We start from the raw sequence: 14,818 nt of genomic DNA on the forward strand, positions 1-14,818 counted from the left end.
GAAAATGTCAGGCACCAAAAAAGGCGCGTATTTTATGGGAATTTCGCGCCTCTGTCATGTGTTGCGTTAGAACATCTGTAACTGCGAGTTGCCATCGTCAGCTGGGAAAGGCGCTAACTCAGGGAGCGTGATACGTTTTTGTATGTCTTTATACAGGTTTGCAGCCAACTCTGGCGCAATTATATTGTCTGCGGTATGGATCATGACATATGGCTGTTTACCTTCGGCAATCCATTGTGGCAACTTGTTGAGCCATGGTTTAAAAAACTCGTAATTTTGCTGTTCTTCTGGATGACCAATAAAGCGAATCAAAGGGTGTGAAGCGGTAGCAATGGCGTGAACAGGGACTCGTGGTTTTTTCATTTGTGCATCAATAATCGCCTCATTGTCGGGCTTAGCGGCAAAGACTGGGCGGCTATCCATAATAATGCGGTCAATATTATTCTCTACTAACCATTGGTTAAGTGCTCGCTCTTCTTCGCCTTTGGAGAAAAATGCCATATGGCGAACCTCAACACCGAGAGGGAAGTTAGGTGGAAAGCTCGCACAGAACTTTTTCAGTCGATCAAGGTGCTCAGGACCAAATGCGGCTGGTAATTGAATTGTCCATTGGCCCACACGGTCATGCAAAGGCTCCATGACTTTCATGAAATCTCTCAGTTGTTCGCTGCAACCTCTTAGCATTTGCTCATGAGTAATGGCTTTAGGAAGTTTGAAAGTAAAGCGAAAATCATCGTGGGTTGCGGCTCTCCAGTTTTGCACTGTATTGAGCGTCGGTGTGGCATAAAATGTCGTGTTGCCTTCCACGGTATGAAACACTTGCGCATACCTTTCTAAACGTTCAGCGGGCTTTGTCCCGCTGCCGTAAAAACTTTGTTGCCATTGATTGTGCGACCACATTGTCAATCCAAGTCGAAGAGGTAAGTTATCCATTATTCTTTACTGCTTGCTACTCGTGTGAATACTTTACGAGAGTTTTGCTGAAATAGGTAATTTCACGCTATAATCCTCCCCAATTTTTTCGCTTTGGTGCGCTTTTGAACATTTGTTGTACTAAAAAGCACCAGTGAATGATAAAACACACGTAATTGTATGTTGAGTAGTCGATTTTCGTGGACATTCAGCGTATAACAGAATCTTTACTCTGCTTAGCAATGAGGCTGACAGAGCGTAGTTAACAACATTTGAGAGATTGGGAATTTCATTATGCGTACCCATTACTGTGGTCACCTGAACAAGTCCCTTGCAGGACAAACTGTAGAACTTTGCGGCTGGGTTAACCGTCGTCGTGATTTAGGCGGTCTTATTTTTATTGATATGCGAGATCGCGAAGGTATCGTTCAGGTAGTTGTTGATCCAGATATGGCGGATGCGTATGAAGTGGCGAACACACTTCGTAATGAATTCTGTATCAAACTAACGGGTGAAGTGCGCGTTCGCCCAGAGAGCCAAGCAAACAAAGACATGGCAACAGGTGAAGTCGAGATCCTTGCGAAAGGTCTTGAAATCATCAACCGTTCTGATGTTCTGCCTCTAGATTTCAACCAAAAGAACTCTGAAGAGCAACGCCTGAAGTACCGTTATCTAGATCTACGTCGTCCTGAAATGAGCGACCGCATCAAGCTACGTGCTAAAGCGTCTAGCTTTGTTCGTCGTTTTCTAGATGACAACGGCTTCCTAGACATCGAAACGCCAGTACTAACAAAAGCGACTCCAGAAGGCGCTCGTGACTACCTAGTACCTAGCCGTGTTCACAAAGGCAGCTTCTACGCGCTTCCTCAGTCTCCACAGCTATTCAAACAGCTTCTAATGATGTCTGGTTTTGACCGTTACTACCAAATCGTTAAGTGTTTCCGTGATGAAGACTTGCGTGCTGACCGTCAACCAGAATTCACTCAGATCGATATCGAAACGTCATTCATGACGGCTGACCAAGTTCGTGCAACGACTGAGAAAATGGTTCGTGAAATGTGGCAAGAGCTACTAAACGTTGACCTAGGTGAATTCCCAGTAATGCCGTTCAGCGAAGCGATTCGTCGTTTCGGTTCTGACAAGCCAGACCTACGTAACCCACTGGAACTAGTAGACGTTGCTGACCTAGTGAAAGACGTTGAGTTCAAAGTATTCTCAGGTCCAGCAAACGACGAAAAAGGCCGAGTTGCCGTTATTCGCGTTCCAGGTGGCGCTTCTCTGACTCGTAAGCAAATTGATGGCTACGGTGAATTCGTTGGTATCTACGGTGCGAAAGGTCTAGCTTGGATGAAGGTTAACGACCGTGCAGCGGGCATGGAAGGTATCCAATCTCCAGTCGCTAAGTTCCTAAATGAAGACGTGATCAACGGCATTCTAGATCGTACTCAAGCGGAATCTGGTGACATTATCCTATTTGGCGCTGATAAAGCGGGCATCGTTGCAGAAGCAATGGGTGCGCTACGTTTGAAACTAGGTAAAGACCTAGAGCTAACGGATGAGTCTGCATGGGCTCCACTATGGGTTGTTGACTTCCCAATGTTCGAAGAAGATGACGAAGGCAACCTACACGCGATGCACCACCCATTCACATCGCCTCTAGGTGTGACTGCAGAAGAGCTAAAAGCAAACCCTGCTGCGGCAAATTCTAACGCTTACGATATGGTTCTAAATGGCTACGAAGTGGGCGGCGGCTCTGTTCGAATCCACAACGCAGATATGCAAGAAGCCGTATTTGATATTCTAGGTATCACACCTGAAGAGCAACAGCTTAAGTTCGGTTTCCTGCTTGATGCGCTGAAATTCGGTACGCCTCCACATGCTGGTCTTGCATTTGGTCTAGACCGTCTAGTAATGCTGCTATGTGGCACAGAGAACATCCGTGATGTTATCGCGTTCCCTAAAACAACAGCAGCGGCGTGTCTACTAACAGACGCACCAAGTATTGCGAACCCAGCAGCGCTAGAAGAGCTAGCAATCGCAGTAACTGCAGCGAAAGAAAAAGACGCAGAATAAGCGCACAACATTTGAAGAAAACTCCCGCAACTGCGGGAGTTTTTGTTTAAATAAACCCAAGAAACTTCCAAAGCAATTTCCCAAGCAACGCTTTTTAGAACATGTTTTGTTATTAAGCGTCAAAATACATTAAAAGGTGAATTATGGCTGGTCATAGTAAATGGGCGAATATTCGTCACCGTAAAGCAGCGCAAGATGCGAAGCGCGGCAAAATCTTTACTAAATTAATTCGTGAAATCGTTGTCGCGGCAAAAGAGGGGGGCGGTGAGCCAGAAAATAACCCACGTTTGCGAGCAGCAATTGATAAAGCACTGTCTAACAACATGACACGTGACACTGTCAGCCGTGCTGTCAGCCGAGGTGCTGGTGGTGAAGGCGACGACAACATGGAAACCGTGATCTATGAAGGTTATGGTCCAGGTGGTACGGCGGTCATGGTCGAATGTATGACGGATAACCGAAATCGTACGGTATCTGGCGTACGCCATGCATTCTCAAAGTCAGGCGGTAATCTGGGGACGGATGGTAGCGTCAACTATCTTTTCGACAAGAAAGGCGTGATTTCATATGGCCCAGGTTTAGATGAGGATGCGGTAATGGAAGTAGCATTAGAAAGTGGTGCTGATGACATTGAAACGGCAGAAGATGGCTCGATTGATGTCTACACGGCCCCAGGCGATTTTGGGCTCGTAAAAGATGCTCTTGATGCCGCAGGGTTTGAGGCAGAGAACGCGGAGGTGTCGCTGATCCCATCTACGAAAGCAGATTTGGACGCGGATACTGCGCCAAAACTACTTCGTTTGATTGACGCTTTGGAAGATCTGGACGACGTTCAAGAGGTTTATCACAATGGTGATATCTCTGACGACGTTGCGGCTACGCTAGATTAAACTCAAGGTGTCGGGAGCGGTATTTGCTCCGAAGTTAGCAAGTAATAATAAAAAGACTGAGGCCGAATTAGGCCTCATTTTTAGGAACATTCATGTCAATTATTTTGGGCATTGACCCAGGTTCGCGCATTACCGGCTATGGGGTCATTCGTCAAAATGGACGCCACTTGCAATACCTTGGTAGTGGCTGCATTCGTACTTCAGAAAAAGAACTTCCGGGTCGGCTTAAACAGATTTATGCAGGCGTCACGGAAATCATTACCCAGTTTCAACCGGACGTTTTCGCGATCGAGCAAGTGTTTATGGCCAAAAACGCGGATTCAGCGCTAAAACTTGGCCAAGCTCGTGGCAGTGCAATTGTTGCTGCGGTGAATGCGGAGTTGCCGGTATTTGAATACGCGGCTCGTCTTATTAAGCAAGCTGTCGTCGGCACTGGTGGCGCGGACAAAGCGCAAGTTCAGCATATGGTTCAGCAGATGCTTAAATTGCCCGCCAAGCCTCAAGCGGATGCAGCCGATGCTTTAGGTGTGGCGATTTGTCATGCCAATACTAACAAGACTCTCGTTGCGTTAGCGGGCAAAGCAACCAGTGCCAGAAAAGGGCGCTACCGTTAAAATTAACTGGATGTCTATCCAGTTCTTTATTATCCTGTCGCAAATTCATTTCCAAAGAGTATTTATAGTGATTGGACGTCTTCGTGGCATACTGATTGAAAAACAACCACCTGAAGTATTAATTGAAGTTAATGGCATTGGTTATGAAGTCCAGATGCCAATGAGCTGTTTTTACGAACTGCCAAATGTTGGCGAAGAAGCCATTATTTATACTCACTTTGTTGTCCGTGAGGATGCGCAATTGCTATACGGTTTCAACACAGTAAAAGAACGAGCACTTTTCCGTGAAGTGATCAAAGCCAATGGCGTTGGTCCTAAACTCGGTCTTGGTATTCTCTCTGGTATGACAGCAACGCAATTTGTTACTTGTGTGGAACATGAAGACGTTTCTACGCTGGTTAAGCTTCCAGGCGTTGGCAAGAAAACCGCAGAGCGATTGGTTGTTGAAATGAAAGACCGCTTGAAAGGGTGGGGCGCTGGCGATCTATTTACGCCATTTACGGATGCTGCTCCTGCGGATTCTGGTGCAACATCCAACAACGCAGAAGAAGAGGCAATCAGTGCGCTTCTAGCTCTAGGTTACAAGCCGACTCAAGCGTCGAAAGTGGTATCTCAGATCGCTAAACCGGACATGAGCAGTGAGCAAATGATCCGTGAAGCTCTAAAATCAATGGTGTAACGCTGGTTGCACAGTGAATATTTGTTCAAGATAACTCATTCTCTAAGGTTAATGCCAATCGCTTAACGATGTTTTTTTGTGTCATTCCAGCGAGCCTGGCGAGACTGGGAATCTAATAGCAGCACGCTGAGCGGTTAATGAAACAATTTGACCATAAATCGCTCGGATAGAAGATCCTGTATCACGCTCCTTCGTCGCTGTACAGGATGACGAGATATAGAAATATGCCACTTGCTGTTAAACGAGCGGCATTATTCTCTCAGGTAACCATTTTTCAAGGTAAAAAGATGATTGAAGCCGATCGTTTAATCGCGCCAGAAAACCCTGCCTTTCGTGATGAAGATGTCATTGATCGTGCTATTCGGCCAAAAAAATTAGCGGATTACCAAGGTCAGGACCATGTCCGTGACCAAATGGAGATCTTCATTAAAGCTGCTCAGTTACGTAGCGAAGCACTTGATCACCTTTTGATTTTTGGTCCCCCAGGTTTGGGTAAAACCACACTTGCGAATATCGTTGCCAATGAAATGGAAGTGAACATTCGCACTACTTCAGGCCCTGTACTTGAGAAAGCAGGCGATTTGGCCGCGCTGTTAACCAACCTTGAAGAAAACGATGTGTTGTTCATCGATGAGATTCACCGCTTGAGTCCGATGGTTGAAGAGGTGCTGTATCCGGCGATGGAAGATTATCAACTGGATATTATGATCGGTGAAGGTCCGGCCGCTCGTTCTATTAAGATCGATTTACCACCGTTTACGTTAATTGGTGCGACGACCCGAGCGGGCTCTTTGACGTCACCATTGCGCGACCGCTTTGGTATTACTCAGCGCCTTGAGTTTTATAAGATAAAAGACCTCCAAGATATCGTGCAGCGAAGCGCGGATTGTTTAGGTTTATCAATGGAACCTGAAGGTGCATTGGAAGTGGCAAGACGTGCGCGTGGCACACCACGTATTGCTAACCGTTTGCTACGCCGTGTTCGTGATTATGCGGAAGTAAAAGGCAATGGTCACATTTGCGCCGATGTTGCCGATAAGGCGTTGAATATGCTTGATGTGGACGCCGAAGGCTTCGATTACATGGACCGTAAGCTACTACTCGCGATTATGGAAAAATTTGGTGGTGGTCCGGTCGGGCTCGACAACATGGCAGCGGCAATAGGTGAAGAAAAGGACACTATTGAAGACGTTCTTGAGCCTTATCTTATTCAGCAAGGTTATTTACAACGCACTCCGCGTGGAAGAATCGCGACAGATCGTGCGTATTTGCATTTCGGAATTGAAAAATAAGATTCCCTCGCTGGGCCTTTGTTGCCCAGCGCTTCATTAAAGTTGACCAAACTCACATTTTTTGAATTTTTTCTCATACTGGTTTAGTAAGTAAAAAGCATTGATTGTTAACTCGATGTTTGCTTGCAACTGGTTAATTTCTCTCCTGATTACTCTCTCTTAACATCCGTATCCAATACTGGTTGATCTAGATCAATGTGATGGATTTTTGTGCAAATTCCGCGCATAAACATTGATGTATATCAAAGCGCGTTACGGCTATAAACCTTTTGAAACAATCTGTTTTTACAAGTAATATTAGCCCCAGCTATATTAGCTGATGCTTAACAATTAACTAACCAATGAAGCACATTTTTGCAACAATGAGTTGTGATAATTCAACATTTTTCAAGTGTAAATAACACCTGAATATGGATTGCAATATGTAGAGAGTGTCATTCAGCCGACACATAGGAGTTACCATGATTGACGTAGTTGATCTATCGCGGTTGCAGTTTGCACTGACAGCGATGTATCACTTCCTATTCGTACCATTGACCCTTGGTATGGCCTTCCTTCTGGCCATTATGGAATCGATGTACGTAATGACGAACAAGCAAATCTATAAGGACATGACCAAGTTCTGGGGTAAGCTATTCGGTATTAACTTTGCACTTGGTGTGGCGACAGGCCTTACCATGGAGTTCCAGTTTGGTACGAACTGGTCTTACTACTCCCACTATGTAGGTGATATCTTCGGTGCACCGCTAGCGATCGAAGCACTTGTCGCATTCTTCCTGGAGTCAACTTTTGTTGGTCTATTCTTCTTCGGGTGGGATCGTCTATCTAAACGCCAACACTTAGCGGTTACCTGGCTTGTGGCACTAGGCTCTAACTTCTCTGCTCTTTGGATTCTTATCGCAAACGGCTGGATGCAAAACCCAGTAGGCGCAGATTTCAACTTCGAAACCATGCGAATGGAAATGGTGAGCTTCTCTGAGGTTGTACTAAACCCAGTTGCTCAGGTTAAGTTCGTGCATACGGTTGCTTCTGGTTACACTTGTGGCGCAATGTTTATTCTAGGCATCAGTTCATACTACCTATTAAAAGGTCGTGACATTGCGTTTGCTCGTCGTTCGTTTGCTATTGCTGCTTCTTTCGGTATTGCAGCTATCTTATCTACCATCGTTCTTGGTGACGAATCTGGCTACGAGCTTGGTGAAGTTCAAAAAGTGAAACTCGCTGCAATTGAAGCAGAGTGGCACACTGAACCTGCACCTGCCGCATTTACGTTATTTGGTGTTCCTAATCAGGAAACGATGCATACCGATTACGCAATTAAGATCCCTTACGTAATGGGTATTATCGCGACACGCTCTTTTGATGAGCAAGTAACAGGTCTTCGTGATTTACGTGATGAACACGTCGATCGTATTCGTGACGGCATGTACGCTTATGAACTTCTAGAGAAGCTTCGTGCGGGCGACAAGTCAGAAGAAAACATGACTGCGTTTGATGAAGTGAAAGGTGACCTAGGTTACGGTCTACTTCTAAAACGCTACACAGACAATGTTGTTGATGCAACAGAAGAGCAAATCCAAGCTGCTGCGGACGACTCAATCCCAACAGTATGGCCGCTATTCTGGTCATTCCGTATCATGGTTGCTTGTGGCTTCATCATGTTGTTTGTCTTTGGTGCGGCGTTTATCCAAACGTGTCGTCAGAAGATTGAACAGAAACAATGGATTCTAAAAGCTGCACTATTTAGCATTCCACTACCTTGGATTGCAATTGAAGCGGGTTGGTTCGTCGCTGAGTACGGCCGTCAGCCTTGGGCTGTAGGTGAAATTCTACCAGTGCATGTTGCAGCTTCTGCGCTAACTGCAGGTGAAATCTGGACTTCACTCTTCGCAATTCTGGCGCTATACACGGTATTCCTGATTGCAGAAGTTTACCTAATGTTGAAATTCGCTCGTAAAGGTCCAAGTAGCCTGAAAACGGGTCGCTACCACTTCGAGCAAAATGCTGACTCTGTTGAAGACAAAGTTAGTCGCCAAGTAGAAGCGTAAGGTAAGGAGATAACAAGATGTTTGATTACGAAATCTTGCGACTCATCTGGTGGGTACTAATCGGTGTTCTACTAGTTGGTTTTGCAGTAACAGACGGCTTCGATATGGGTGTAGGCGCGCTTGTACCTATCATCGGTAAAAACGACACGCAACGCCGTGTCATGATTAACTCAATTGCTCCTCACTGGGATGGTAACCAAGTTTGGCTTATCACTGCTGGTGGTGCACTGTTCGCAGCTTGGCCTTTGGTTTACGCAACGTCATTTTCAGGCTTCTACTTAGCGATGATTTTGACACTAGCAGCGCTATGGCTTCGTCCTCTGGGCCTAGACTACCGCTCTAAAATCGAAGATCCAAAATGGCGCAATACCTGGGATATCTGTATCTCAATCAGTGGTTTTGTTCCGCCAATCATCTTTGGTGTAGCGTTTGGCAACCTTCTACAAGGTGTACCATTCCAATTGAGTGAGTTCTTGATGCCAACATACCATGGCTCATTCTTTGGTCTACTAAACCCATTTGCACTGTTGTGTGGTTTAGTAAGTTTGTTCATGATTTTGATGCAAGGTTCTACTTGGCTACAAATGAAAACAACAGGCGAAGTGCATGTGCGTGCGCGCAACGTTGCTCAGTTGGCTGGTTTACTGACGGTTGCTGCGTTTGTAGCGGCTGGTTTCTGGATCCAAAATATCGATGGCTACGTCATTGTTGGCGGTATCGACACTAACGCTGCTTCTAACCCTCTAAACAAAGAGGTTATCCGTGAAGCTGGTGCGTGGATGAAGAACTTTGAAAACTACCCACTACTATGGGCTGCTCCTGTATTAGGTGTTGCAATGCCGCTTCTCGCTGTATTGGCATCTCGTCTTGAAAAATGTGCGATTTCGTTCATTACTTCAAGCTTGGGTGTTGCTGGTGTTATCTTTACTGCAGGTTTTGCGATGTTCCCATTCATCATGCCTTCAGACTTAATGCCAAGCCACAGCTTAACAATGTGGGATGCAACGTCATCTGAGCTGACTCTGAACCTAATGACAGGCGTTGCGTTTGTTATGGTGCCAATCATCCTTGGTTACACATCTTGGACTTACTACAAGATGTTTGGTCGCCTTGATGACCAGTACATTGAAGACAACAAAAACTCACTTTACTAAGGAGCATTTACTATGTGGTATTTCGCATGGATTCTAGGTGTACTACTTGCTTGTGCATTCGGTATCATCAACGCTCTTTGGCTAGAGCACTCAGAAATGATGGATAAAGACAGTGAGTAACCTCGCTGATAAGGTAGCGAAACTTCACGCACCAATGGATAAGACTCTGCTACGAGTCTTATCTCTCATCCTTGGCTTTATGCACGTAGGATTGGTGATGTGGGACCCTGAAGCTTACCATCAAGCAATTGGTGGTTTTAACTCAATCATCGCACCAGCACTGATTTGGTCTGTATGTTCAAGCATGGTGTATGGGGTGGGCTTCAAGCCAAGAAACTGGTACTGGCAAGTTTTGTTTAGTCCTTATTTCTCGTTAGCTATCTTAATTTATCTAACGGCACTTTATTTCATTTAGGCAGAAATATGCTGTAATAAAGTCGGTTACTAAATCATCGAATAAAAGCTAGGTATCTCGCCTAGCTTTTATTTTTTCTACAAATTTCAAAAATAATTCCTTAGCTCGGTACCAATTGCTGTCGCTTCAGTTATAGTAATTACTTTAAAGAATTGAATATATTGGTACTCCCTTGCAAGGCACATCAAATCTCTTTCACTGGCCGATCACCGTGTACTATGAAGACACTGATGCGGGCGGTGTTGTATATCATTCTAATTATCTAAAATTCTTTGAGCGCGCACGGACAGAGATGTTACGTGCTAAAGGCATTTCTCAACATGTGTTACTGGAACAAAATATCGGCTTTGTTGTCCGACACATGGATATCGATTTCAACCAAGGGGCTAGGCTGGACGAGCATCTGACAGTCGTAACCCGAGTGTCAGAAATAAAACGTGCTTCTCTACAATTCTGTCAAGAGTTGGTCAATGATCAAGGCAAGATATTGTGCAAGGCCTCGGTTAAGGTAGCATGTATCGATAATAAGAAAATGAAACCAATAGCTATTCCAACCTTTATAAATTCGGAGCTAACAAATAGTGACTGCTGATATTTCCATTTTAGATCTCTTTCTTCAGGCCAGTCTGTTGGTAAAGCTTGTGATGCTGACGTTGCTTGGCATGTCAATTGTGTCATGGGCAATGATCATCAAGCGCAGCAAAGTGCTTTCTCAAGCATCAAAAAATGCAGAGCAGTTTGAAGACAAATTTTGGTCGGGTACTGATCTTTCTCAGCTTTACCAAAAAGTAAAAGCGCGTAAAGACGAAATTGAAGGCACAGAAGAAATCTTCTACGCAGGTTTTACAGAGTTTGCTCGCCTACGTAAGAGCAACGCAAATTCACCAGCTTACATCATGGAAGGCACTGGCCGCGCAATGCGCGTTGCTGTTTCTCGTGAAGTAGATGAGCTAGAAACAAGCTTACCGTTTTTGGCAACAGTCGGTTCTATAAGCCCTTATATCGGCCTATTTGGTACCGTTTGGGGCATCATGCACGCCTTTATTGCGCTGGGTGAAGTAAAGCAAGCTACGCTGTCTATGGTTGCACCGGGTATCGCCGAGGCACTTATCGCGACAGCGATGGGGCTATTTGCGGCTATTCCGGCAGTAATGGCGTACAACCGCCTAAGCAATAAAGTGAGTAAACTAGAGCACACTTACGCAACATTTTCTGAAGAATTCCACAGCATCCTTCATCGTCAAGCGATGGCTGGCCGAGACAGCGCGGATAAGGAATAAAGCATGGCGGGTTATCAACCTAAAAAGCGAAAAATGACAGCGGAGATCAACGTTGTTCCGTATATCGACGTAATGCTCGTACTGTTGATCATTTTTATGGCGACCGCTCCATTTGTGACTCAAGGCGTCGACGTTGATCTTCCGAAAACATCGACCGCAGAATCTATGCAAGACCTTGCTGGCGAGACTGACAGTAGCTTTATTATCATCGAAATTGATAGCGAGGGTAATTTAGGCCTAAGCGTAAATGATGAAGAAGTTCAGCGAGGTTTGTCGTTGCAAGATGTTATTGTGCGAGTGAAAGCGGAGCGAGAGGTTAAGCCGGATTCACCAGTTGCGGTAGGTGGCGACGCGGCAACACCATATGCCGATGTTGTTCTATTGCTGGATGAACTAAGTCGAGCTGGTATCCCTAAGGTAGGTCTAATGACCGATATCAGGGAATAGACATCAATTATCTATGAAAGATCACAAGAAGAAACCCAACCAATACGCCAAACCGATAGCAATATCGGTTGGTTTGCATGCAATTCTAGTTGCAGCCCTGCTTTGGGGGACGGACTTCAACATGTCTAAACCAGAGCCTACAGGACAAATGGTTCAAGCTGTTGTCATCGATCCAAAACTTGTGCAGCAACAAGCGAAAGAAATTCGCCAGCAACGCGAAAAGGCAGCGAAAAAAGAACAAGAGCGTCTTGATAAACTGAGACGCGAAGCAGAGCAGCTAGAAAAAAACCGCAAAGCTGAAGAAGAGCAAATTCGCAAGTTGAAAGAGCAGCAAGCGAAAGATGCTCAAGCGGCACGAGAAGCAGAAGCTGCACGTAAGAAAAAAGAGCAAGAGCGCAAGCAGGAAGAAGAACGTGTTCGCAAAGAAAAAGAGCGAGCTGCTAAGCTAGAAAAAGAGCGCAAGGAAAAAGAAGAAGCCGTGCGTAAAGCTGAGCAGGAGCGTTTAGTAAAAGAGGCGGCTATAGCAAAAGCTGAGCAAGAACGTTTAGCTCGTGAAAAAGCAGCAAAAGAAGCGGAAGAAAAAGCACGTCGTGAGCGTGAAGCTGCTGAAAAAGCTGAACAAGAGCGCATCGCAAAAGAGAAAGCGGCAAAAGAGGCGGCGGAGCGAGAGCGTAAAGCGAGAGAAGCAGCTGAGCGTGCCGAGCGTGAGCGTAAAGCTCAAGAAGCCGCGTTAGATGATATTTTTGCGGGTCTCGAGGATGAGGTCAGTAAAAACAGTGCTGCGCGCAATCAATTTATTGACGACGAACTTTCTCGTATGTCATCCATCTATACTCAAAATATTCAGCAAAAGCTGATTAAGGATGACTACTTGCTGGGAAAGGAGTGTAGGGTAAACATCAAATTGATTCCGACAGGAACTGATATGATGGTCTCTGGTGTTACCGTTTTGAGTGGCGATACTCGAGTATGTGCTGCGGCAAAGCGAGCAATAGCTCAGGTAGGGACGTTCCCTAAATCTTCAGAATCAGCGGTCAATGAAAGACTAAAAGACATCAACATAACTGTTGCTTTGGACTAAAAGGAATAAGACGTGATTAGACGCCTTTTACTAGGAATGTTTGTACTGCTTAGCAGTATGACAAATGTGGCGAATGCCGCATTAGAGTTGGTCATTACCGATGGTATTGATTCAGCACGACCAATTGCTGTTGTTCCGTTTAAGTGGGAGGGCACACAAGCGCTTCCAACGGATGTTTCTGCTGTTATCGCCTCGGATTTACAACGTAGTGGTAAATTCAGCCCAGTTCCAACGAGCAAAATGCCACAAACACCGTTCAGTGAATCAGAAGTTAATTTTGATGCTTGGACCAATTTAGGTGTGGATGCGCTATTGACTGGTTCAATCAAGCAAAACGACCAAGGTGACTACGTTATCAACTATCAACTTGTTGATATTGTGCGTGGTCAGTTAACAGGTGGGAAGAGTAAGGCGCTTGGTAGTGACGGTGAATTGGTTCTGTCAAAAGATCATGTGCTGTTCAATAAAGTAGCCACTGTTCAAGGGCCTCGTATGCGTGAGTACGCTCACCGTATCTCTGATTTGGTTTATGAACAGTTAACTGGCGACCGTGGCGCTTTCATGACTCGTATCGCATATGTGGTAGTGAACGATAAAGACCGTTTCCCTTACCAACTTCGAGTCGCTGATTACGATGGCTACAATGAGCGTCTGGTTTTACGCTCTAAGCAACCATTAATGTCACCAGCGTGGTCACCAGATGGTAAAAAGCTTGCGTATGTTAGCTTCCAAAATGGCCAAGCAGAAATCTTCATAATGAACATCTACACAGGTGAACGTGAGAAAATTACTTCATACCCACGTCACAATGGTGCACCAAGATTTTCGCCTGATGGCAATAAGTTAGCGATTGTTCTTTCTAAAACAGGCTCGCTTCATGTTTATACGTTTGACCTTAACACTCGTAAACTGACGCAAATTACGCGTGGCAGATCAAATAATACGGAACCGTTCTGGCATCCGGATGGAAAATCGTTGATTTTTACATCGGATAGGGGTGGTAAACCACAGATTTATCAAGTAAATTTGGGCAGCGGTTCTATTGACCGTTTGACTTGGCAAGGCAGCCAAAATTTGGGTGGTCAGATTACTCCTGATGGGCGATTCCTAGTTATGGTGAACCGCAGCAACGCAGGATTTAATTTGGCGAAACAAGATTTGGAAACTGGTGCTCTTCAAGTCTTAACTAAGACCTTGCTTGATGAGTCTCCTAGTATTGCCCCAAACGGTGGCATGGTTGTGTATAGCTCGATTTACAACAAGAAAAACGTACTATCGATGGTGTCAATTGATGGTCGATTCAAAGCTAGATTACCGGCAACAAATGGGCGTGTTCGAGCGCCTGCATGGTCACCGTTTTTGTAGTAATAAGTTTGATTAATAAAGGAAAATAAGATGCAACTGAACAAGGTTCTAAAAGGGCTACTAATCGCGCTTCCTGTAATGGCTGTTACAGCGTGTAGTTCAAGCGACGACGCTGCTTCTAACACTGGTGCAGCAACAAACAACAATGGCGCAGTGGAAACAACAGTAGCTACGCCAATTGATCAAAGCGGTCAGTTGACAGAGCAAGAGCTAAAAGAGCAAGCGCTACGTGAAACTCAAACAATCTACTTTGCTTTTGACAACTCAACAATTGCAGCAGATTACGAAGAGATGCTAGCGGCTCACGCTTCTTACCTAAGCAAGAACCCAGCACTTAACGTAACTATCGAAGGTCACGCTGATGAGCGCGGTACACCTGAGTACAACATTGCTCTAGGTGAGCGTCGTGCACAAGCAGTAGCGAACTACCTACAAGCACTAGGTGTTCAAGCTGACCAAATCTCAATCGTTAGCTACGGTGAAGAGAAGCCACTTCTTCTAGGTCAATCAGATGAAGTTTACGCTAAGAACCGTCGCGCGGTTCTAGTATACTAATTCGAGGTAATCC

Annotated in this window: 16 protein-coding genes; 15 read left to right on the forward strand and 1 reads right to left on the reverse strand. The window is 45.3% G+C overall.

What is annotated here, in order from left to right; genetic code table 11:
- Positions 1-66 precede the first annotated feature (66 nt).
- Positions 67-933 carry a DUF72 domain-containing protein gene (locus R7Q39_RS03050; protein ID WP_033905053.1) on the reverse strand — a complete coding sequence of 289 codons (867 nt, stop codon included), beginning with the start codon at positions 931-933 and terminating at the stop codon, positions 67-69.
- 273 nt (positions 934-1,206) lie between these two features.
- On the opposite strand from R7Q39_RS03050, the gene aspS reads away from it, so the two are divergent.
- The 15 genes from aspS to pal all read left to right on the forward strand — a co-directional run bounded on the left by aspS (position 1,207) and on the right by pal (position 14,805).
- Positions 1,207-2,985 carry an aspartate--tRNA ligase gene (gene aspS, locus R7Q39_RS03055; protein ID WP_005378401.1) on the forward strand — a complete coding sequence of 593 codons (1,779 nt, stop codon included), beginning with the start codon at positions 1,207-1,209 and terminating at the stop codon, positions 2,983-2,985.
- Positions 2,986-3,128: 143 nt separating this feature from the next.
- Positions 3,129-3,875 carry a YebC/PmpR family DNA-binding transcriptional regulator gene (locus R7Q39_RS03060; RefSeq protein WP_191115700.1) on the forward strand — a complete coding sequence of 249 codons (747 nt, stop codon included), beginning with the start codon at positions 3,129-3,131 and terminating at the stop codon, positions 3,873-3,875.
- A 92-nt stretch (positions 3,876-3,967) separates the two neighbouring features.
- Positions 3,968-4,489 (forward strand): crossover junction endodeoxyribonuclease RuvC, encoded by a 522-nt coding sequence (gene ruvC / locus R7Q39_RS03065; RefSeq protein WP_005387909.1) that lies wholly within the window; start codon positions 3,968-3,970, stop codon positions 4,487-4,489.
- Positions 4,490-4,556: 67 nt separating this feature from the next.
- Positions 4,557-5,168, forward strand: coding sequence for a Holliday junction branch migration protein RuvA (ruvA, locus tag R7Q39_RS03070; protein WP_005378313.1), 612 nt, complete (start codon positions 4,557-4,559; stop codon positions 5,166-5,168).
- Between the two features lie 287 nt (positions 5,169-5,455).
- A complete protein-coding gene (gene ruvB, locus R7Q39_RS03075; RefSeq protein ID WP_005378312.1) occupies positions 5,456-6,460 on the forward strand; it encodes a Holliday junction branch migration DNA helicase RuvB in 1,005 nt (334 codons plus the stop codon).
- A gap of 461 nt (positions 6,461-6,921) precedes the next feature.
- Positions 6,922-8,508, forward strand: coding sequence for a cytochrome ubiquinol oxidase subunit I (cydA, locus tag R7Q39_RS03080; protein ID WP_005378311.1), 1,587 nt, complete (start codon positions 6,922-6,924; stop codon positions 8,506-8,508).
- Positions 8,509-8,525: 17 nt separating this feature from the next.
- A complete protein-coding gene (gene cydB / locus R7Q39_RS03085; protein WP_006742909.1) occupies positions 8,526-9,662 on the forward strand; it encodes a cytochrome d ubiquinol oxidase subunit II in 1,137 nt (378 codons plus the stop codon).
- A 12-nt stretch (positions 9,663-9,674) separates the two neighbouring features.
- On the forward strand, positions 9,675-9,782 hold the full coding sequence (cydX, locus tag R7Q39_RS03090; protein WP_000270284.1) for a cytochrome bd-I oxidase subunit CydX: 108 nt from the start codon (positions 9,675-9,677) through the stop codon (positions 9,780-9,782).
- Positions 9,775-10,077, forward strand: a complete 303-nt coding sequence (ybgE, locus tag R7Q39_RS03095; RefSeq protein WP_005378304.1) for a cyd operon protein YbgE — start codon at positions 9,775-9,777, stop codon at positions 10,075-10,077. The genes cydX and ybgE overlap by 8 nt, the downstream gene beginning before the upstream one ends.
- Positions 10,078-10,249: 172 nt before the next feature.
- Positions 10,250-10,669, forward strand: a complete 420-nt coding sequence (gene ybgC, locus R7Q39_RS03100) for a tol-pal system-associated acyl-CoA thioesterase (RefSeq protein WP_017820044.1) — start codon at positions 10,250-10,252, stop codon at positions 10,667-10,669.
- Complete coding sequence (tolQ, locus tag R7Q39_RS03105) at positions 10,659-11,357, forward strand: protein TolQ (protein WP_005378301.1); 699 nt, start codon at positions 10,659-10,661, stop codon at positions 11,355-11,357. Before ybgC ends, tolQ begins: the two co-directional genes overlap by 11 nt.
- 3 nt (positions 11,358-11,360) lie before the next feature.
- A complete protein-coding gene (locus R7Q39_RS03110) occupies positions 11,361-11,804 on the forward strand; it encodes an ExbD/TolR family protein (RefSeq protein WP_005378298.1) in 444 nt (147 codons plus the stop codon).
- Positions 11,805-11,817: 13 nt separating this feature from the next.
- Positions 11,818-12,885 carry a cell envelope integrity protein TolA gene (tolA, locus tag R7Q39_RS03115; protein WP_206946645.1) on the forward strand — a complete coding sequence of 356 codons (1,068 nt, stop codon included), beginning with the start codon at positions 11,818-11,820 and terminating at the stop codon, positions 12,883-12,885.
- 12 nt (positions 12,886-12,897) lie between these two features.
- On the forward strand, positions 12,898-14,250 hold the full coding sequence (gene tolB / locus R7Q39_RS03120) for a Tol-Pal system beta propeller repeat protein TolB (protein WP_081048878.1): 1,353 nt from the start codon (positions 12,898-12,900) through the stop codon (positions 14,248-14,250).
- Between the two features lie 30 nt (positions 14,251-14,280).
- The gene (gene pal / locus R7Q39_RS03125; RefSeq protein ID WP_005378293.1) at positions 14,281-14,805 is read left to right on the forward strand and encodes a peptidoglycan-associated lipoprotein Pal; all 525 of its coding nucleotides are present in this window, start codon (positions 14,281-14,283) and stop codon (positions 14,803-14,805) included.
- The last annotated feature ends 13 nt before the right edge of the window (positions 14,806-14,818 follow it).

Source organism: Vibrio sp. 947, assembly GCF_033339115.1.
In the GTDB taxonomy this organism is placed as follows: Bacteria; Pseudomonadota; Gammaproteobacteria; order Enterobacterales; family Vibrionaceae; genus Vibrio; species Vibrio alginolyticus.